Source organism: Klebsiella sp. 1SOBk5mer (assembly GCF_046603115.1).
Lineage (GTDB): Bacteria > Pseudomonadota > Gammaproteobacteria > Enterobacterales > Enterobacteriaceae > Klebsiella > Klebsiella quasipneumoniae.
In genome coordinates, this window is sequence record NZ_JBKIUU010000002.1 from 81,792 (window position 1) to 102,278 (window position 20,487).

Annotated in this window: 18 protein-coding genes and 2 tRNA genes; 17 read left to right on the forward strand and 3 right to left on the reverse strand. The window is 55.4% G+C overall.

Annotated features, from left to right (window positions below):
• Window positions 1–8: 8 nt before the first annotated feature.
• From folP to ACLH1U_RS06040, 5 genes are all read left to right on the forward strand, one after another.
• Window positions 9–857, forward strand: a complete 849-nt coding sequence (gene folP / locus ACLH1U_RS06020) for a dihydropteroate synthase (protein WP_004206182.1) — start codon at window positions 9–11, stop codon at window positions 855–857.
• Complete coding sequence (gene glmM / locus ACLH1U_RS06025) at window positions 850–2,187, forward strand: phosphoglucosamine mutase (RefSeq protein WP_004206179.1); 1,338 nt, start codon at window positions 850–852, stop codon at window positions 2,185–2,187. The genes folP and glmM overlap by 8 nt, the downstream gene beginning before the upstream one ends.
• Before the next feature lie 229 nt (window positions 2,188–2,416).
• A complete protein-coding gene (secG, locus tag ACLH1U_RS06030; RefSeq protein ID WP_064155357.1) occupies window positions 2,417–2,746 on the forward strand; it encodes a preprotein translocase subunit SecG in 330 nt (109 codons plus the stop codon).
• A gap of 9 nt (window positions 2,747–2,755) precedes the next feature.
• Window positions 2,756–2,842, forward strand: a tRNA-Leu gene (locus ACLH1U_RS06035).
• Between the two features lie 297 nt (window positions 2,843–3,139).
• Window positions 3,140–3,388: a hypothetical protein gene (locus tag ACLH1U_RS06040; RefSeq protein ID WP_072420646.1), complete on the forward strand. Its 249-nt coding sequence runs from the start codon at window positions 3,140–3,142 to the stop codon at window positions 3,386–3,388.
• A 42-nt stretch (window positions 3,389–3,430) separates the two neighbouring features.
• On the opposite strand, the gene ACLH1U_RS06045 is transcribed toward ACLH1U_RS06040, so the two are convergent.
• The 3 genes from ACLH1U_RS06045 to argG form a co-directional block, all read right to left on the reverse strand.
• Complete coding sequence (locus ACLH1U_RS06045; protein WP_032454172.1) at window positions 3,431–3,982, reverse strand: YfaZ family outer membrane protein; 552 nt, start codon at window positions 3,980–3,982, stop codon at window positions 3,431–3,433.
• A gap of 348 nt (window positions 3,983–4,330) precedes the next feature.
• Entirely contained in the window at window positions 4,331–4,960 is a 630-nt protein-coding gene (locus ACLH1U_RS06050; protein WP_023291118.1) for a winged helix-turn-helix transcriptional regulator, read from the reverse strand.
• 172 nt (window positions 4,961–5,132) lie between these two features.
• The gene (gene argG / locus ACLH1U_RS06055) at window positions 5,133–6,476 is read right to left on the reverse strand and encodes an argininosuccinate synthase (protein WP_032454171.1); all 1,344 of its coding nucleotides are present in this window, start codon (window positions 6,474–6,476) and stop codon (window positions 5,133–5,135) included.
• A gap of 307 nt (window positions 6,477–6,783) precedes the next feature.
• Here argG and ACLH1U_RS06060 point away from each other — a divergent pair.
• The 12 genes from ACLH1U_RS06060 to mtr all read left to right on the forward strand — a co-directional run bounded on the left by ACLH1U_RS06060 (window position 6,784) and on the right by mtr (window position 20,484).
• Window positions 6,784–6,860, forward strand: a tRNA-Met gene (locus ACLH1U_RS06060).
• 208 nt (window positions 6,861–7,068) lie between these two features.
• Window positions 7,069–7,521: a ribosome maturation factor RimP gene (gene rimP, locus ACLH1U_RS06065; protein ID WP_002918364.1), complete on the forward strand. Its 453-nt coding sequence runs from the start codon at window positions 7,069–7,071 to the stop codon at window positions 7,519–7,521.
• Window positions 7,522–7,548: 27 nt separating this feature from the next.
• Window positions 7,549–9,036, forward strand: a complete 1,488-nt coding sequence (nusA, locus tag ACLH1U_RS06070; RefSeq protein WP_002918252.1) for a transcription termination factor NusA — start codon at window positions 7,549–7,551, stop codon at window positions 9,034–9,036.
• Between the two features lie 24 nt (window positions 9,037–9,060).
• Entirely contained in the window at window positions 9,061–11,751 is a 2,691-nt protein-coding gene (gene infB / locus ACLH1U_RS06075) for a translation initiation factor IF-2 (protein WP_023291117.1), read from the forward strand.
• A 102-nt stretch (window positions 11,752–11,853) separates the two neighbouring features.
• Entirely contained in the window at window positions 11,854–12,255 is a 402-nt protein-coding gene (rbfA, locus tag ACLH1U_RS06080; protein WP_002918248.1) for a 30S ribosome-binding factor RbfA, read from the forward strand.
• On the forward strand, window positions 12,255–13,199 hold the full coding sequence (gene truB / locus ACLH1U_RS06085) for a tRNA pseudouridine(55) synthase TruB (RefSeq protein ID WP_023291116.1): 945 nt from the start codon (window positions 12,255–12,257) through the stop codon (window positions 13,197–13,199). The genes rbfA and truB overlap by 1 nt, the downstream gene beginning before the upstream one ends.
• Before the next feature lie 147 nt (window positions 13,200–13,346).
• Window positions 13,347–13,616, forward strand: coding sequence for a 30S ribosomal protein S15 (rpsO, locus tag ACLH1U_RS06090; protein ID WP_002918244.1), 270 nt, complete (start codon window positions 13,347–13,349; stop codon window positions 13,614–13,616).
• A 242-nt stretch (window positions 13,617–13,858) separates the two neighbouring features.
• Window positions 13,859–15,994, forward strand: coding sequence for a polyribonucleotide nucleotidyltransferase (pnp, locus tag ACLH1U_RS06095; RefSeq protein ID WP_023291115.1), 2,136 nt, complete (start codon window positions 13,859–13,861; stop codon window positions 15,992–15,994).
• Window positions 15,995–16,102: 108 nt separating this feature from the next.
• A complete protein-coding gene (gene nlpI, locus ACLH1U_RS06100) occupies window positions 16,103–16,987 on the forward strand; it encodes a lipoprotein NlpI (protein ID WP_004206169.1) in 885 nt (294 codons plus the stop codon).
• A gap of 104 nt (window positions 16,988–17,091) precedes the next feature.
• Window positions 17,092–17,172 carry a protein YrbN gene (yrbN, locus tag ACLH1U_RS06105; protein ID WP_085903200.1) on the forward strand — a complete coding sequence of 27 codons (81 nt, stop codon included), beginning with the start codon at window positions 17,092–17,094 and terminating at the stop codon, window positions 17,170–17,172.
• Window positions 17,165–19,096 carry an ATP-dependent RNA helicase DeaD gene (gene deaD, locus ACLH1U_RS06110; RefSeq protein ID WP_023291114.1) on the forward strand — a complete coding sequence of 644 codons (1,932 nt, stop codon included), beginning with the start codon at window positions 17,165–17,167 and terminating at the stop codon, window positions 19,094–19,096. The genes yrbN and deaD overlap by 8 nt, the downstream gene beginning before the upstream one ends.
• Before the next feature lie 143 nt (window positions 19,097–19,239).
• The gene (gene mtr / locus ACLH1U_RS06115; protein ID WP_032454170.1) at window positions 19,240–20,484 is read left to right on the forward strand and encodes a tryptophan permease; all 1,245 of its coding nucleotides are present in this window, start codon (window positions 19,240–19,242) and stop codon (window positions 20,482–20,484) included.
• Window positions 20,485–20,487 lie beyond the last annotated feature (3 nt).

The following is a 20,487-nucleotide window of genomic DNA, read 5'->3' on the forward strand; positions in this document are numbered from 1 at the left end:
ATTTTGTGATGAAACTTGTAGCCCAGGGCTCAACCCTCGATCTCTCTCACCCCCACGTGATGGGTATTCTTAATGTGACGCCTGACTCCTTCTCCGATGGCGGCGCCCATAATTCGCTGATTGAGGCGGTGAAGCATGCCAATCTGATGATCAACGCCGGGGCGACCATCATTGATATCGGCGGTGAATCGACGCGGCCAGGGGCGGCTGAGGTTAGCGTGGAAGAGGAGCTTGCGCGGGTGATCCCGGTGGTGGAGGCTATCGCCCAGCGCTTTGAGGTGTGGATCTCCGTGGATACCTCCAAAGCGGAGGTTATCCGCGAATCCGCCCGGGCAGGGGCGCATATCATTAACGATATTCGTTCGCTGACCGAACCCGGCGCGCTGCAGGCTGCGGCGGAAACCGGGCTGCCGGTGTGTCTGATGCATATGCAGGGACAGCCGAAAACCATGCAGGAGGCGCCGAAGTATGAGGATGTCTTCGCCGATGTGGAGCGCTTTTTTAATGAACACATCGTGCGCTGCGAACAGGCAGGGATCGCAAAAGAAAAATTGCTGCTCGACCCGGGATTCGGTTTCGGTAAAAATCTCACCCACAATTATCAACTGCTGGCCAGGCTGGGAGAGTTTCATCACTTTGGTCTGCCGCTGCTGGTCGGTATGTCGCGTAAGTCGATGGTAGGTCAGTTGCTGAACGTCGGGCCGTCGGAACGGCTGAACGGCAGCCTGGCGTGTGCCGTCATTGCAGCAATGCAGGGCGCGCAGATTATCCGCGTCCATGATGTCAAAGAAACGGTAGAAGCGTTGCGCGTGGTGGAAGCCACTCTCGCCGCTAAGGGAAAAAAACGTTATGAGTAACCGCAAGTATTTTGGCACCGATGGTATTCGTGGCCGCGTCGGCGATGCGCCGATCACTCCGGAATTTGTGCTTAAGCTCGGCTGGGCGGCGGGCAAAGTGTTAGCGCGTCACGGCTCGCGTAAAATTATCATCGGCAAGGATACCCGTATTTCGGGCTATATGCTGGAATCGGCGCTGGAAGCCGGGCTGGCGGCAGCGGGGCTCTCTGCGTCGTTCACCGGGCCAATGCCAACGCCGGCGATCGCCTACCTGACGCGCGCCTTTCGCGCCGAGGCGGGGATCGTCATTTCCGCTTCACATAACCCTTTCTACGACAACGGCATCAAGTTCTTCTCCATTGAGGGCACCAAGCTGCCGGATGATGTGGAAGAGGCGATTGAAGCCGAAATGGAGAAAGAACTCACCTGTGTGGACTCGGCTGAGCTGGGTAAAGCCAGCCGCATCGTCGATGCCGCGGGCCGCTACATTGAGTTTTGTAAAGGCACCTTTCCTAACGAGCTGAGCCTCTCCACGCTGAAAGTGGTGGTGGACTGTGCGCACGGCGCAACCTACCACATCGCGCCCAATGTTTTCCGCGAACTGGGCGCCCAGGTTATCGCGATGGGCTGCGAGCCTGACGGCCTCAACATCAACGAAGAGGTCGGGGCCACCGACGTGCGGGCGCTGCAGGCGCGCGTGCTGGCGGAAAAAGCCGATCTGGGCATTGCCTACGATGGCGATGGCGATCGGGTGATCATGGTTGACCACGAAGGCAATAAAGTCGATGGTGACCAGATCCTCTACATCATCGCCCGGGAAGGGCTGCGTCAGGGACAGCTGCGCGGCGGCGCCGTCGGTACGCTGATGAGCAATATGGGCCTGGAGCTGGCGCTCAAGCAGCTGGGCATCCCGTTTGCCCGCGCTAAGGTGGGTGACCGCTATGTGCTGGAGATGCTCCAGGAAAAAGGCTGGCGCATCGGTGCGGAAAACTCCGGCCATGTGATCCTGCTGGATAAAACCACCACCGGCGATGGCATCGTCGCCAGTTTGCAGGTGGTCGCGGCGATGGTACGCAACCACATGAGCCTGCATGACCTGTGCAGCGGCATGAAGATGTTCCCTCAGCTGCTGGTGAATGTGCGCTTTACCGAGGGCAGCGGTAACCCTCTGGAGAATGAGCATGTCAAAGCGGTGACCGCAGAAGTGGAAGCGGCGTTAGGTAAGCGTGGCCGCGTCCTGCTGCGTAAATCGGGTACGGAACCGCTGATCCGCGTCATGGTGGAAGGCGAGCATGAAGATCAGGTGCACGAGTTTGCGCATCGCATCGCCGAAGCGGTAAAAAGCGTCTAAGCTTGTCGGCTAAGTGGTTAAAAAGGCGGCGCTTGCCGCCTTTTTTATGACCGAATACCGGCTTTTTGCTGTTTTTTTCTGCAGTTGATACAATGTGTCGAAATTGCCCTTGCGAAGGTCATTCGCTTTGGTTAGTATTCACACCCGCTTCAGTGGGAAACGTTAAAACGTCCCGCTTTATTGGTCGAAGCACTTGGTATGCGGCGAATCCGCAAGGAACAGGTTGATTATGTACGAAGCTCTTTTGGTTGTTTTCCTTATTGTAGCGATTGGCCTCGTAGGTCTGGTTATGCTGCAGCAAGGTAAAGGCGCTGATATGGGAGCCTCCTTCGGTGCAGGCGCTTCCGGCACACTGTTTGGGTCCAGCGGTTCTGGTAACTTCATGACCCGTATGACCGGCATCCTGGCTGCGCTGTTCTTCATCATCAGTCTGGCGCTGGGTAACATCAACAGCAACAAGACCAGTAAAGGAAGTGAGTGGGATAACCTGAGCGCGCCGAAAGCAGAGCAAACTCAGCCAACTGCGCCGGCTCAGCCGACCAGCGATATCCCGCACTAAGTATTCTGTACCGAGGTGGTGGAATTGGTAGACACGCTACCTTGAGGTGGTAGTGCCCTAACGGGCTTGTGGGTTCGAGTCCCATCCTCGGTACCAATATTCCAGAAAAAAGACGCTGAAAAGCGTCTTTTTTTGTTTTTATCCCCACCGGTCATTTATTAATAAACATCTCTTCACTGGCTCCCGCCTTTTACTGTCGTTAAAGTCGCCACGTCTAATCAACAGAGGTGAAGTGACACAATGAACAAGATCGGGTTGCTTATCGTCGCCGGCGCGCTCGGTTTAGCGGGATGCAGTTCAACATCGCCATCCAAAACGGTGGAGACGATTAATGCGCTAACCGTACCGGTATCATACAGTGAGCCTGGCGTTGCAGCGAACAATGCCCAGGCGGTGACGCGCTATTTCCAGGACAATACGGCACTGATTGGCCGCCTTAACCATTCGTTGAAAAGTCATTATCTGCAGGATGTTGAGCGCCGCGATGTGTTCGACAGACACAGCGAGGCATATCAGGTGTATGGCGCTCTGACCCGCCTGGAGCAGATGGCGTCTATGAATGAGGTTTACCGCAAAGAGAATAATGTTGCTGGCCTGCAGGAGATTAACCGCGTACTGAAAAGCGTGCCGCAGGCCAGTTAAGAATGAAGCAGGGACTGCCGGATGGCAATCCCTGTGCATGGATTAAAAGCGGAAGTTAACCCCGGCATAGGCCCCGTCGGCGAGGGTGTTGTCGCGATGGCCGTCTTTCCCCGCCATATCGATATATCGATAGCCTGCTTCGATATTCAGCGACGGCAGCACGTTGAGGCGTACCCCGGCATTGGCCTCCACATAATCATCGACGCCGCTGGACATCGAGTCCGGCGAGTAATAGCCCTCACCGAAGAGCGTGAAGTACTGGCCGAGAGGAAGCTCTGCTCCGCCACCCGCGGCGATGGCGTAGCCTTCATCCCCATCTTTAGGGTTCAGATAGATGCCTTTACCGCCCAGCGTCATCAGGAAAGGCCCGAGGTTGAAGTTATAACCCATACCCAGTCCAATGGTGTCGCCGTCATTGTCACTATGCGCCCACTGGGTATTGAACGTCATTCCAGGTTCCCCGGCGCCAAAGCTGGCAGACAGATTGGTAAACTCGCTACCGGCTTCACCATGCAGATTAACGGATGCGCAGGCGGCGCCGCTGGCCCCCACAGCGATCATCAGGGCTACCATTTTTGGAGCAATAGACTTCATTGTTGAATTCCTTCAGATAAAAAAAAGCCCGATACGGGTGTTCGGGCAAAATTAACGGGTTTTTGGATCTCATCGTTATGGTCGAGCAGGCGGTAGGAGAGGGGATCAACTCCCGCTACCGCTGCTCACGCCTGGCCGATTGCCGGCGGCATATCCTGCACCTGCGCAGGCCCGGCGATGCACGCCTTGTATGGCTGTCTGCTGGTCGTGCCCGGCACAGGATGTCCTCCGGTAACTCAGGTAGTTAGCTTAAAATTATTTTTTTGTTACCGTTAGCGTTTATTGGTTTAAATTTAAACAACTTCAGCTGTGAGATGAATAGCCACAAATGACAGAGGTTGGTGCGACTCAGAATTTTTCAGGAAGTGAGGCAATGCTTTGTAAATAACCCCCCCGGGCAAAGGCAATATAACCGCCTTTCTTTAAGGCTGACAAGACATTAAGAATACTGCTGCGTGAGAGATGAGTCCGGTCCTGAATATATTCAAGAATAGATACGCGCTGTCGTGTCTCTTCGGTTAAGAGCATCATTTCCAGCAGATGGTTACGGATCACCGAATAGGTTCGCTGTTGCAAGACCAGATCGTCACGATACACCATATACGAGGTATGATAGGCCAGCAGGATTGTCACTTCTTCCCACAGATTATGCTGACGAAATAGCGCCGACGCCAGATCGTAGTCGATACGCAGCAGCTCGGATGAGACCTCTGCACGCAGGCTATGACTGCGGCTGGGCTGCAGCATTTCCGCCACGCCGAAAAGGTGGGGTTCATAGACGGTCACCATCAAGAGCCTGTCGGAATTACGAATAATCGACAACTCGCCTTTTTTAAAAATAAAGAGCTGGGTTTTGCCTTTATATTCCCACGTGAGTCTTTTTCTGGCGATCGCGTTAACGGGCGTCGCGTGTGGCTCAAGCACATCGATCAATCGGTCAATGGCCTTCTGCGGCCTGATAGGCGGTTTAATATTCATGATGTTTATCACCAGATACGAATTAATCAATTGAGGATATTATAGTCAACAATTTTGCTGACCAGGCGATAAGGAAATAATGCCTCTTTTCGAATTTTCTGGTGCAGACTGGTAACAAAAAATAAAAAAGCCGGCGGAGAGCCGCCGGCAGAGAGCAAACATCGTCAGGCGATTATTTGCCTTTGTTTTCCAGATTTTCAACCTGCGGTAAACCCGTCGCTGAGGAGGCGCTCAGCAGGCCAGACTGCGCGTAGCCGAACAGCTTCTCGCGGGTATCAGTGATATCCAGATTACGCATGGTCAGCTGGCCGATACGGTCTTCAGCGCTAAACATGGAATCACCTTTTTCCATGGTCAGACGCTCTGCTTTATAGGTCAGGTTGTCTGATACCGTATTGAGGATCGAGTAGTCGTTGCCGCGACGCAGCTCAAGGGTGACTTCGCCGGTGATCTGGCTGGCGACCCAGCGCTGCAGCGAATCACGCAGCATCAGCGCCTGGGAATCGAACCAGCGGCCCTGATACAGCAGACGGCCCAGCTGGCGACCGTGAGCGTGATATTGCTCAATAGTATCTTCGTTATGAATACCGGTCAGCAGACGCTCATAAGCGATATGCAGCAGCGCCATCCCCGGGGCTTCATAAATGCCGCGGCTTTTCGCTTCGATAATACGGTTTTCGATCTGGTCGCTCATGCCCAGGCCGTGACGACCGCCGATGCGGTTGGCTTCCAGCATCATCTCGACGTCATCGGCGAAGGTTTTGCCATTAAGCGCTACCGGGTGACCCTGCTCAAAACGTACGGTGACCTCTTCCGCAGGGATCTTCACGTTTTCGTCCCAGAACTTCACGCCCATAATCGGGTTGACGATCTTGACGCTGGAATTCAGAAACTCCAGATCTTTCGCTTCGTGGGTAGCGCCGAGCATGTTGGAGTCGGTGGAATAGGCTTTCTCGACCGACATCTTGTAGTCAAAGCCGCAGGCGATCATAAATTCGGACATTTCGTGACGGCCGCCGAGTTCATTGATGAAATCGCTGTCCAGCCACGGTTTGTAGATCTGCAGTTCAGCGTTGGTCAGCAGGCCGTAGCGATAGAAACGTTCGATATCGTTGCCTTTATAGGTGCTGCCATCGCCCCAGATGTTGACGCCGTCTTCTTTCATTGCCGCTACCAGCATGGTGCCGGTGACCGCGCGGCCCAGCGGCGTGGTGTTGAAGTAGGTCAACCCGCCGGTGGTGTTATGGAAAGCGCCACACTGAATCGCGGCGATCCCTTCTGCGACCAGCTGTTTGCGGCAGTCGATCAGACGGGCGCCTTCGGCGCCGTACTCTTTCGCGCGGCGCGGAATAGCATCGTAATCGTCTTCGTCCGGTTGACCCAGGTTAGCGGTATATGCATAAGGCACGGCGCCTTTTTTGCGCATCCATAACAGCGCGGCGCTGGTATCCAGTCCACCAGAGAAAGCGATACCAATACGTTGACCAACCGGGAGATGCTTGAGAATCGTCGTCATAAAATAAAACCCTGCTCGATAGACTGTGGTGAGTTCGACTCAACAACCTTAACTGCATTTTTATGCATTAATTGTGAGTATTCATTTAACCATCTTTTACTGGTGACAGGAAGGGCTTCATCATCTTTTTGCTAAAAAAGCCTGAAATACCAGCACAAACGGCAATCGGGGGCGATAAAATGCATGTTGACAAAATATACTAATTGTCGTTACAATTCATCCCGATTTTATGTCCCGTCTTCGGTACCAAATCCCAGCAGTATTTGCGTCTTTTGCTCAAAAAGAGTAAAATATGCCACGTTTCAGGCGCGGGGTGGAGCAGCCTGGTAGCTCGTCGGGCTCATAACCCGAAGGTCGTCGGTTCAAATCCGGCCCCCGCAACCACTTTCCCATTAAGTACTTTTTCAAATATACTGTGAGGACTAGGTGTCCTTCGTAGCCGAATTTGAAAGAATTCTTGCGGAAGGTGTTCCAGATCGCCATGGCGATCTCAGGGTTCAGTTATCTAAAGCCCCGATTTATCGGGGTTTTTTGTTATCTGACTTCAGAATAACTGGGCTATACGCCCTTTTTTTATGTCTTGGGGGTGGGTTTGTCCACATTAGAGCAAAAATTGACAGAGATGCTCACTGCGCCGGTTGAAGCGCTTGGCTTTGAGCTGGTCGGCATCGAATTTATTCGCGGTCGCACATCCACACTGCGCATCTATATTGATAGTGAAGATGGCATCAACGTTGATGATTGTGCTGATGTGAGCCACCAGGTAAGCGCCGTCATGGATGTCGAAGACCCGATCACTGTCGCTTACAACCTGGAAGTCTCTTCGCCTGGTCTCGACCGTCCGATGTTCACCGCCGAACACTATCAACGTTTCACTGGCGAAGAAGTTGCGCTGGTGCTGCGCATGGCGGTTCAGAACCGTCGCAAATGGCAGGGCATTATCAAAGCGGTAGACGGTGAAATGATCACGGTAACCGTCGAAGGCAAAGATGAAGTGTTCGCGCTGAGTAACATCCAGAAGGCGAACCTGGTTCCCCACTTTTAACAGTCTGGATTGAGGTGAAAGGCCCCGATGAACAAAGAAATTTTGGCTGTTGTTGAAGCCGTTTCCAACGAAAAAGCGCTGCCGCGTGAGAAAATTTTCGAAGCGCTGGAAAGCGCGCTGGCAACGGCCACCAAGAAAAAATACGAACAAGAGATCGACGTTCGCGTTGAAATCGACCGCAAGAGCGGCGATTTCGACACTTTCCGTCGCTGGCTGGTTGTAGAAGAAGTCACCCAGCCGACGCGCGAGATCACGCTGGAAGCCGCGCGTTTCGAAGATGAAAGCATGAACGTCGGCGACTACGTAGAAGATCAGATTGAATCTGTCACCTTCGACCGCATCACCACCCAGACCGCTAAACAGGTTATCGTGCAGAAAGTTCGCGAAGCCGAGCGCGCGATGGTGGTCGATCAGTTCCGCGAGCACGAAGGTGAGATCATCACCGGCGTGGTGAAAAAAGTGAACCGCGACAACATCACTCTGGATCTGGGCAACAACGCTGAAGCCGTGATCCTGCGTGAAGATATGCTGCCGCGTGAAAACTTCCGTCCGGGCGACCGCATTCGCGGCGTACTGTACGCCGTCCGTCCGGAAGCGCGTGGCGCCCAGCTGTTCGTGACCCGTTCCAAACCTGAGATGCTGATCGAACTGTTCCGCATCGAAGTGCCGGAAATCGGTGAAGAAGTGCTGGAGATCAAAGCGGCAGCTCGCGATCCGGGCTCTCGTGCCAAAATCGCGGTGAAAACCAACGACAAGCGTATCGACCCGGTTGGCGCTTGCGTCGGTATGCGCGGCGCGCGCGTGCAGGCGGTATCCACCGAGCTGGGCGGCGAGCGTATCGATATCGTCCTCTGGGATGATAACCCGGCGCAGTTCGTGATTAACGCTATGGCGCCGGCAGACGTCGCGTCCATCGTGGTGGATGAAGATAAACACACCATGGATATCGCGGTAGAAGCGGGCAACCTGGCGCAGGCGATTGGCCGTAACGGTCAGAACGTCCGCCTGGCCTCGCAGCTTAGCGGCTGGGAACTCAACGTGATGACCGTTGACGATCTGCAGGCTAAGCACCAGGCGGAAGCGCATGCCGCTATCGATACCTTCACCAAATATCTCGATATTGATGAAGATTTCGCGACAGTGCTGGTTGAAGAAGGCTTCTCCTCACTGGAAGAGCTGGCCTATGTGCCGATGAAAGAACTGCTGGAAATCGACGGTCTGGATGAAGCCACCGTTGAAGCACTTCGTGAGCGTGCGAAAAACGCACTGACTACGCTGGCGCTGGCTCAGGAAGAAAGCCTGGGAGATAACAAACCTGCCGATGATCTGTTGAATCTCGAAGGTCTGGATCGTGCCCTGGCATTCAAACTGGCTGCCCGTGGTGTTTGTACGCTGGAAGATCTCGCCGAGCAGGGCGTTGATGACCTGGCTGATATCGAAGGGATGACCGACGAGAAAGCTGGCGAGCTCATCATGGCCGCTCGCAACATTTGTTGGTTCGGCGACGAAGCGTAATAAACTGTAGCAGGAAGGAACAGCATGACAGATGTGACTATTAAAGCGCTGGCCTCAGAGATTCAGACCTCTGTGGATCGCCTGATACAGCAATTTGCTGACGCAGGCATCCGCAAAACGGCTGATGATTCTGTGACCTCGCAAGAGAAACAAACTTTGTTGACGCACCTGAACCGTGAGCACGGTTCGGCGCCAGACAAGCTGACGTTACAGCGTAAGACGCGCAGTACGTTGAATATTCCAGGTACCGGTGGAAAGAGTAAATCGGTACAAATCGAAGTCCGCAAGAAACGCACCTTTGTGAAACGCGATCCGCAAGAGGCTGAACGCCTGGCCGCGGAAGAGCAGGCGCAGCGTGAAGCGGAAGAGCAGGCCCGTCGTGAAGCTGAAGAAGCAGCGAAACGCGAGGCGCAATTAAAAGCTGAACGTGAGGCCGCAGAACAAGCTAAACGTGAAGTCGCTGATAAAGCGAAACGTGAAGCTGCGGAAAAAGACAAAGTGAGCAATCAACATACCGACGAAATGACCAAAACCGCCCAGGCTGAAAAGATCCGTCGCGAGAACGAAGCCGCGGAACTGAAGCGCAAATCGGAAGAAGAAGCACGCCGCAAACTTGAAGAAGAAGCGCGCCGTGTAGCGGAAGAAGCACGCCGTATGGCAGAAGAAAACGAAAAAAATTGGTCTGAAACTTCAGACAGCCCGGAAGACACCAGCGACTATCACGTCACCACGTCACAGCATGCTCGTCAGGCTGAAGATGATAACGATCGTGAAGTCGAAGGCGGCCGCAGCCGCAGCCGTAGCAGCAAAGCGGCGCGTCCGGCGAAGAAAGGCAACAAACACGCTGAATCTAAAGCCGATCGTGAAGAAGCCCGTGCGGCCGTTCGCGGCGGCAAAGGCGGTAAGCACCGTAAAGGTTCCGCTCTGCAGCAGGGCTTCCAGAAGCCGGCGCAGGCCGTTAACCGTGACGTCGTGATCGGCGAAACCATCACCGTTGGCGAACTGGCTAACAAGATGGCGGTGAAAGGTTCGCAGGTCATCAAAGCGATGATGAAGCTGGGCGCCATGGCGACCATCAACCAGGTCATCGACCAGGAAACCGCACAGCTGGTTGCCGAAGAGATGGGCCACAAAGTTATCCTGCGTCGTGAAAACGAGCTGGAAGAAGCGGTAATGAGCGACCGTGACACCGGCGCGGCGGCTGAACCGCGCGCACCGGTTGTGACCATCATGGGTCACGTTGACCACGGTAAAACCTCGCTGCTGGACTACATTCGTTCCACTAAGGTTGCTTCCGGCGAAGCGGGTGGCATTACCCAGCACATCGGTGCTTACCACGTAGAAACCGACAACGGCATGATCACCTTCCTGGATACCCCGGGCCACGCCGCGTTTACCTCCATGCGTGCTCGTGGTGCGCAGGCGACGGATATCGTGGTTCTGGTGGTGGCGGCAGACGACGGCGTGATGCCGCAGACTATCGAAGCTATCCAGCACGCCAAAGCGGCGCAGGTGCCGGTGGTGGTTGCGGTGAACAAGATCGATAAGCCTGAAGCCGATCCGGACCGTGTGAAGAACGAACTGTCCCAGTACGGCATCCTGCCGGAAGAGTGGGGCGGCGAGAGCCAGTTCGTCCACGTCTCCGCGAAAGCCGGTACCGGTATCGACGACCTGCTGGACGCGATCCTGCTGCAGGCTGAAGTACTCGAGCTGAAAGCGGTCCGTAACGGGATGGCGAGCGGCGCGGTGATCGAATCCTTCCTTGATAAAGGTCGTGGTCCGGTCGCTACCGTTCTGGTTCGCGAAGGTACGCTGCACAAGGGCGATATCGTTCTGTGCGGCTTCGAATACGGTCGTGTGCGTGCGATGCGTGACGAACTGGGTCGCGAAGTGCTGGAAGCGGGTCCGTCCATTCCGGTGGAAATCCTCGGCCTGTCCGGTGTGCCGGCTGCCGGTGATGAAGTGACCGTGGTTCGTGACGAGAAAAAAGCGCGTGAAGTGGCGCTGTATCGTCAGGGCAAATTCCGTGAAGTTAAGCTGGCGCGTCAGCAGAAATCTAAACTGGAAAACATGTTCGCTAACATGACCGAAGGCGAAGTTCACGAAGTGAACATCGTGCTGAAAGCGGACGTACAGGGTTCTGTCGAAGCGATTTCCGATTCCTTACTGAAACTGTCTACCGACGAAGTGAAAGTGAAGATCATCGGTTCCGGCGTAGGTGGTATCACCGAAACCGACGCCACCCTGGCTGCAGCATCCAACGCGATTCTGGTTGGCTTCAACGTTCGTGCCGATGCCTCTGCGCGTAAAGTTATCGAAGCGGAAAGCCTGGATCTGCGTTACTACTCCGTCATCTATAACCTGATCGACGAAGTGAAAGCGGCGATGAGCGGCATGCTGTCTCCGGAACTGAAACAGCAGATCATCGGTCTGGCTGAAGTGCGTGATGTCTTTAAATCGCCGAAATTCGGCGCCATCGCGGGCTGTATGGTTACCGAAGGGACGATCAAACGTCACAACCCAATCCGCGTGCTGCGTGACAACGTGGTTATCTATGAAGGCGAGCTGGAATCCCTGCGCCGCTTCAAAGATGACGTTAACGAAGTCCGTAACGGCATGGAATGTGGTATCGGTGTGAAGAACTACAACGACGTTCGCGTTGGCGATATGATCGAAGTGTTCGAAATCATCGAAATCCAGCGTAGCATCGATTAATCATCGGATGGCTAAGCCGCCGGGGAAGCGAAGCGCCACCCGGCAATCATTTTAAAAAGGGGCTTTAGGCCCCTTTTTTGTCTTTATTCTGGAGAATTTATTATGGCGAAAGAATTTGGTCGCCCGCAGCGCGTGGCCCAGGAGATGCAAAAAGAGATTGCTATCATCCTGCAGCGTGAAATCAAAGACCCGCGTCTGGGCATGATGACCACCGTTTCCGGTGTGGAAATGTCCCGTGACCTGGCCTATGCCAAGGTGTATGTCACCTTCCTCAACGACAAAGATGAAGCCGCGGTGAAAGCGGGCATCAAAGCGCTGCAGGAAGCCTCTGGCTTTATCCGCTCTCTGCTGGGGAAAGCGATGCGCCTGCGCATCGTGCCGGAGCTGACCTTCTTCTACGACAACTCACTGGTGGAAGGGATGCGTATGTCCAACCTGGTCACCAGCGTGGTGAAACACGACGATGAGCGTCGTGTGAACCCGGACGACAGCAAGGAGGACTGATGAGTCGTCCTCGTCGTCGCGGCCGCGACGTGCACGGCGTATTGCTGCTGGATAAGCCTCAGGGCGCCTCCAGCAACGATGTGCTGCAGAAAGTAAAGCGTATATATAACGCCAACCGCGCCGGACACACCGGCGCGCTGGATCCGCTGGCGACCGGTATGCTGCCGATCTGCCTTGGCGAAGCGACCAAGTTTTCCCAATACCTGCTGGACTCCGATAAGCGCTACCGCGTGATAGCTAAACTTGGCCAGCGCACCGATACCTCCGATGCCGATGGCCAGGTGGTGGAAGAGCGCCCGCTGACCTTTAGCGACGAACAGCTGGCGGCGGCGCTGGACAGCTTCCGCGGCGAGACGCAGCAGGTGCCGTCGATGTATTCGGCGCTGAAATATCAGGGCAAGAAGCTGTACGAATATGCCCGTCAGGGGATTGAGGTCCCGCGTGAAGCTCGGCCGATTACCGTTTATGAGCTGCTGTTTATTCGCCATGAAGGCGATGAACTGGAGCTGGAGATCCACTGCTCGAAAGGCACCTACATCCGGACGATTATCGATGATTTAGGTGAGAAGCTCGGCTGCGGCGCGCACGTGATTTTCCTGCGTCGCCTGGCGGTGAGCAAATACCCGGTTGAGCGGATGGTGACCCTCGAGCAGCTGCAGGCGCTGGTCGATCAGGCGGCGGCGCAGGATATTCCTGCCGCGCAGCTGCTCGATCCGCTGCTGATGCCGATGGACAGCCCGGCGTCGGACTATCCGCTGGTGACGATCCCGGAGACCTCCGCGGTCTACTTTAAAAACGGCAACCCGGTACGTCAGTCAGGCGCGCCGCTTAACGGGCTGGTGCGGGTGATGGAAAGCGAATCCGGCAAGTTTCTCGGCATGGGCGAAATTGACGATGAAGGCCGCGTGGCGCCGCGTCGTCTGGTGGTGGAATACCCGGCGTAAGCGCTTTTCTTGCGATAAAAGCCTGCTACGAGTAGAATATCGCCGCTTAACGTCCGCTAAAGTGTTTTAACATTTTCGGGCGTTGCATCAGGGGTCGCTGAATTAGAGATCGGCACCCTTTCTTTCTTTTAATTTTGGAGTTCTAAAATGTCTCTAAGCGTTGAAGCTAAAGCAAAAATCGTTTCTGAGTTTGGTCGTGGCGAAAACGACAGCGGTTCTACCGAAGTTCAGGTTGCACTGCTGACTGCACAGATCAACCACCTGCAGGGCCACTTTGCAGAGCACAAAAAAGATCACCACAGCCGTCGTGGTCTGCTGCGCATGGTTTCTCAGCGTCGTAAACTGCTCGACTACCTGAAACGTAAAGATGTTGCACGTTACTCTGCGCTGATCGAGCGTCTGGGTCTGCGTCGCTAATTCTGCGAGTTTCAGAAAAAGGGGCCTGACGGCCCCTTTTTTCGACCGGGCGGCAGCAATTCATTCAAAACTCATGTATTGTTGCTAGTAATGATCTTCATGCAGAGGTTCGCGCGGCTAATGAGAGGCTTCATCCGCAGGGGCGGGTAAAGGTTGTCATTAGTCGCGAGGATGCAGAGGATCGGGTCAATAGACGCTATGTCGTAGATATGGCGTGATTTATAGATAAAAAGGATAGAATTTTGCTTAATCCGATCGTTCGTAAATTCCAGTACGGCCAGCATACCGTGACCCTGGAAACCGGCATGATGGCGCGCCAGGCAACGGCCGCTGTGATGGTTAGCATGGATGACACTGCGGTATTCGTGACCGTTGTGGGCCAGAAAAAAGCGAAGCCAGGCCAGGACTTTTTCCCGCTGACGGTTAACTACCAGGAGCGTACCTACGCTGCCGGTAAAATCCCGGGTGGTTTCTTCCGTCGTGAAGGCCGCCCAAGCGAAGGCGAAACCTTGATCGCGCGTCTGATTGACCGCCCGGTTCGCCCGCTGTTCCCGGAAGGCTTCGTTAACGAAGTTCAGGTTATCGCCACCGTGGTTTCCGTTAACCCGCAGGTTAACCCGGATATCGTCGCGATGATCGGCGCTTCCGCAGCGCTGTCCCTGTCTGGTATTCCGTTCAATGGCCCAATCGGCGCCGCGCGCGTGGGTTACATCAACGACCAGTACGTACTGAACCCAACCCAGGAAGAGCTGAAGTCCAGCAAACTGGATCTGGTGGTTGCCGGTACCGAAGCGGCCGTGCTGATGGTGGAATCCGAAGCGGAACTGCTGAGCGAAGACCAGATGCTGGGCGCGGTGGTCTTTGGCCACGAGCAGCAGCAGATTGTTATTCAGAACATCAACGACCTGGTGAAAGAAGCCGGTAAACCGCGTTGGGACTGGCAGCCGGAAGCCGTCAACGAAGCGCTGAACGCGCGCGTGGCTGCGCTGGCTGAATCCCGCCTGAGCGATGCTTACCGTATCACCGACAAACAAGAGCGTTACGCTCAGGTTGATGTGATCAAATCTGAAACCATCGCTACGCTGGTTGCAGAAGATGAAACCCTGGACGCTAACGAACTGGGTGAAATCCTGCACGCTATCGAGAAAAACGTGGTTCGTAGCCGCGTGCTGGCCGGTGAGCCGCGTATCGATGGCCGCGAAAAAGATATGATCCGTGGTCTGGACGTTCGTACCGGCGTTCTGCCGCGTACTCACGGTTCCGCACTGTTCACCCGTGGCGAAACGCAGGCGCTGGTTACCGCGACTCTGGGTACCGCACGCGATGCGCAGAACATCGACGAACTGATGGGCGAGCGTACCGACTCCTTCCTGTTCCACTACAACTTCCCTCCGTACTCCGTAGGCGAAACTGGCATGGTGGGATCTCCGAAGCGTCGTGAAATCGGTCACGGTCGTCTGGCTAAGCGCGGCGTTCTGGCCGTGATGCCGACTATCGACGAATTCCCGTACACCGTTCGCGTGGTGTCTGAAATCACCGAATCCAACGGCTCTTCTTCCATGGCTTCCGTCTGTGGTGCCTCTCTGGCGCTGATGGACGCTGGTGTGCCGGTGAAAGCCGCCGTGGCGGGTATCGCCATGGGCCTGGTGAAAGAAGGCGACAACTTCGTCGTGCTGTCTGACATCCTCGGTGACGAAGACCACCTTGGCGATATGGACTTCAAAGTAGCGGGTTCCCGCGACGGTATCTCTGCGCTGCAGATGGATATCAAAATTGAAGGTATCACCAAAGAAATCATGCAGGTTGCATTGAACCAGGCTAAAGGTGCGCGTCTGCACATCCTGGGCGTGATGGAGCAGGCGATTAACGCGCCGCGCGGCGACATCTCTGAATTCGCACCGCGTATCCACACCATCAAGATCAACCCGGACAAGATCAAAGACGTTATCGGTAAAGGCGGTTCTGTTATCCGTGCCCTGACCGAAGAGACCGGCACCACCATCGAAATCGAAGATGACGGTACCGTGAAGATCGCAGCGACCGACGGCGACAAAGCACAACATGCTATCCGTCGTATCGAAGAGATCACCGCTGAGATCGAAGTTGGCCGTATCTACAATGGTAAAGTGACCCGTATCGTTGACTTTGGCGCGTTCGTTGCCATCGGCGGCGGTAAAGAAGGTCTGGTTCACATCTCGCAGATCGCCGACAAGCGCGTTGAGAAAGTGACTGACTACCTGCAGATGGGTCAGGAAGTACCGGTTAAGGTTCTGGAAGTTGACCGCCAGGGCCGTGTCCGTCTGAGCATCAAAGAAGCAACTGAACAGACTCCGTCTGCCGCAGCGCCGGAAGTTCCGGCTGCCGAGCAGGGCGAGTAAGGTTGCCGTTAGCCCTCCGCTTTTGCGGAGGGCGTTTTACGGGCAGGACGCCTCGTTTGCAGCCGGGGAACAGGACGTTCATCCAATCGTTGTCTTCGGGAGTGGGAAATGAAGCCTTTTTTGCGCTGGTGTTTCGTGGCGACAGCTCTCACGCTGGCAGGATGCAGTAGCACCGCCTGGCGTAAGGACGCCGTCCTCGCAGTACCATTGCAACCGACTTTACAGCAAGAAGTGATTCTGGCACGTATGGAACAAATTCTTGCCAGTCGGGCTTTATCCGATGACGAACGCGCACAGCTTTTATATGAGCGCGGAGTGTTGTATGATAGTCTCGGTCTGAGGGCATTAGCGCGAAATGATTTTTCACAAGCGCTGGCAATCCGACCCGATATGCCTGAAGTATTCAATTACTTAGGCATTTACTTAACGCAGGCAGGCAATTTTGATGCTGCCTATGAAGCGTTTGATTCTGTACTTGAGCTTGATCCAACTTACAACTACGCGCACTTGAACCGCGGTATCGCCCTGTATTACGGCGGCCGGGCTAAGTTAGCGCAAGATGATCTGCTGGCGTTTTATCAAGACGATCCCAATGATCCTTTCCGTAGCCTGTGGCTTTATATCGCCGAGCGTAAACTCGACGAGAAGCGGGCGCTTGAAGCACTCAGAGAGCGCTTAGACAAGTCGGACAAAGAGCAATGGGGATGGAACATTGTCGAGTTCTACCTTGGCGACATTAGCGAAAAAGAGCTGATGACTCGTCTGAAGGCAGACGCAACGGATAACACCTCGCTCGCTGAGCATCTCAGTGAAACCAACTTCTATTTAGGTAAGTACTACCTAAGTCTGGGGGACAAGGACAGCGCTACGGCACTGTTCAAACTGGCGGTCGCCAACAACGTACATAACTACGTTGAGCACCGATACGCATTGTTGGAATTATCGCTCTTGGGCCAGGAGCAAGATGACCTGGCAGAATCGGACCAGCAATAGCTGACGAACACATCAGCCCATAGTTTTTTGCTTGCCATCACCTTCGCGGGTGAGGGCGTTGTTGTTCGTTAATACACCTACTTTGAGCCGGTTCACACTTTTCAATGAAAATTACCGTAAATTTTCACGATGAGTTATGTAGACTGGCCGCCATTAATTTTGAGGCACACGTACTACATGGCTGAATTCGAAACCACTTTTGCAGATCTGGGCCTGAAGGCTCCTATCCTTGAAGCGCTTACCGATCTGGGTTACGAAAAACCATCTCCGATCCAGGCTGAGTGCATTCCGCATCTGCTGGACGGCCGCGACGTTCTGGGTATGGCCCAGACCGGTAGCGGTAAAACCGCAGCGTTCTCTTTACCGCTGCTGAACAACATCGATCCTGAGCTGAGAGCACCACAGATCCTGGTGCTGGCGCCGACCCGCGAGCTGGCGGTACAGGTTGCTGAAGCAATGACGGAATTCTCTAAACATATGCGCGGCGTAAACGTGGTTGCCCTGTATGGCGGCCAGCGTTATGACGTGCAGTTGCGCGCCCTGCGTCAGGGTCCGCAGATCGTAGTCGGTACCCCGGGTCGTCTGCTGGACCACCTGAAGCGCGGCACCCTTGACCTCTCTAAACTGAGCGGCCTGGTTCTGGATGAAGCAGATGAAATGCTGCGCATGGGCTTTATCGAAGACGTAGAAACCATTATGGCGCAGATCCCGGAAGGGCATCAGACCGCGCTGTTCTCCGCCACCATGCCGGAAGCGATCCGTCGCATTACCCGCCGCTTTATGAAAGAGCCGCAGGAAGTGCGTATTCAGTCCAGCGTGACGACTCGTCCGGACATCAGCCAGAGCTACTGGACTGCCTACGGCATGCGTAAAAACGAAGCGCTGGTGCGTTTCCTGGAAGCGGAAGATTTTGATGCGGCGATTATCTTCGTCCGTACCAAAAACGCGACCCTGGAAGTGGCTGAAGCGCTGGAGCGTAACGGCTACAACAGCGCGGCGCTGAACGGCGACATGAACCAGGCGCTGCGTGAGCAGACCCTGGAGCGTCTGAAAGACGGCCGTCTGGATATCCTGATTGCGACTGACGTTGCAGCCCGTGGTCTGGACGTTGAGCGTATCAGCCTGGTGGTGAACTACGACATCCCGATGGATTCCGAGTCTTACGTTCACCGTATCGGCCGTACCGGCCGTGCGGGCCGCGCGGGCCGCGCGCTGCTGTTCGTTGAGAACCGCGAGCGTCGTCTGCTGCGCAACATCGAACGTACGATGAAGCTGACCATTCCGGAAGTTGAACTGCCGAACGCAGAGCTGCTGAGCAAACGTCGTCTGGAAAAATTCGCCGCGAAAGTCCAGCAACAGCTGGAAAGCAGCGATCTGGACCAGTACCGTGCGCTGCTGGCGAAAATCCAGCCGACGGCGGAAGGCGAAGAGCTGGACGTGGAAACGCTGGCTGCTGCGCTGCTGAAAATGGCCCAGGGCGAACGCTCGCTGATCGTGCCGCCGGATGCGCCGATGCGTCCGCGTCGTGAGTTCCGTGACCGTGACGATCGCTTCGAGCGTCGTGGCGACCGCAACGACCGCGCTCCGCGTGGCGATCGCGAAGATCGTCCGAAGCGTGAGCGTCGTGACGTAGGCGATATGGAACTGTATCGCATTGAAGTGGGTCGCGATGACGGTGTTGAAGTACGTCATATCGTTGGCGCGATCGCTAACGAAGGCGATATCAGCAGCCGTTACATCGGTAACATCAAGCTGTTCGCTTCTCACTCCACCATCGAACTGCCGAAAGGGATGCCGGGCGAAGTGCTGCAGCACTTTACTCGTACCCGCATCCTGAACAAGCCGATGAACATGCAGCTGCTGGGCGATGCGCAGCCGCGCACCGAACGTCGTGGCGGCGGTGAACGTCGTGAAGGCGGTCGTAGCTTCGGCGGTGAGCGTCGTGAAGGCGGTCGTGGCTTCGGTGGCGAGCGTCGTGAAGGTGGTCGTGGTGATGGTCGTCGTTTCAGCGGCGAACGTCGTGAAGGCCGTGCGCCGCGTCGTGACGATGCATCCGCGCCGCGCCGCGATGACTCTGCCGGTCGCCGTCGCTTCGGTGGCGATGCGTAATTAACGCAGCCCGCTAGCGTAAACTAAATAATACAGCCCCGATCGTTATGATTGGGGCTTTTTTTATTTCTTTTGTACTCGTGTACTGGTACAGTGCGTCGCACCCATCGTGGGAAAGTATTTTTGACTGGAGATTTCGGTAAATGGCGACACTAACCACTACGGCAACCCGTCCGTCCCTGTTTGGCGGCGTGGTGATCATCGGCGGCACGATTATCGGCGCGGGCATGTTCTCGCTGCCGGTGGTGATGTCCGGCGCGTGGTTTTTCTGGTCGCTGGCGGCGCTGGTCTTCACCTGGTTCTGCATGTTGCACTCCGGTCTGATGATCCTCGAGGCCAACCTTAACTACCGGATCGGCTCCAGCTTCGACACCATTACCAAAGATCTGCTCGGCAAGGGCTGGAACCTGGTCAACGGCGTGTCGATCGCCTTTGTGCTGTATATTCTGACCTACGCCTATATTTCAGCCAGCGGCTCGATACTGCATCATACGTTTAGCGAGATGTCGCTGAACGTACCGGCGCGGGCGGCGGGTTTTGGCTTTGCGCTGCTGGTGGCATTTATCGTCTGGATGAGCACCAAAGCGGTGAGCCGCATGACGGCTATCGTGCTTGGCGCCAAGGTGATCACTTTCTTCCTGACCTTCGGCAGTCTGCTGGGGCACGTCGAGCCGACGACGCTGTTTAACGTCGCGGAAAAGAACGCCTCCTATGCGCCATACTTGCTGATGACGCTGCCGTTCTGCCTGGCCTCGTTTGGCTACCACGGCAACGTGCCGAGCCTGATGAAATACTACGGAAAAGATCCACGTACCATCATCCGCTGCTTAACCTACGGTACGTTGCTGGCGCTGGGTCTGTACGTGGTCTGGTTGCTGGTGACGATGGGCAATATCCCGCGCCCGCAGTTTATCGACATCGCGCAGAAGGGCGGCAACATTGATGTGCTGGTGCAGGCCCTGAGCGGGGTGCTGAACAGCCGGAGCCTGGATCTGCTGCTGGTGGTGTTCTCTAACTTTGCCGTCGCCAGCTCGTTCCTTGGCGTCACGCTGGGGCTGTTCGACTACCTGGCGGATCTGTTTGGCTTTGACGACAGCGCGCTGGGGCGCTTTAAAACTGCGCTGCTGACCTTTATTCCGCCGATGATTGGCGGGCTGGTGAAACCCGATGGCTTCCTCTACGCCATCGGCTATGCCGGTCTGGCGGCGACGATCTGGGCGGCGATTGTACCGGCGCTGCTGGCTCGCGCTTCGCGTAAACGCTTCGGCAGCCCACAGTTCCGCGTATGGGGCGGAACACCGATGATTGTGCTGATCCTGCTGTTTGGCCTGGGCAATGCGGTCGTGCACATTCTGTCGAGCGTTAATCTGCTGCCGGTTTACCAGTAAGAG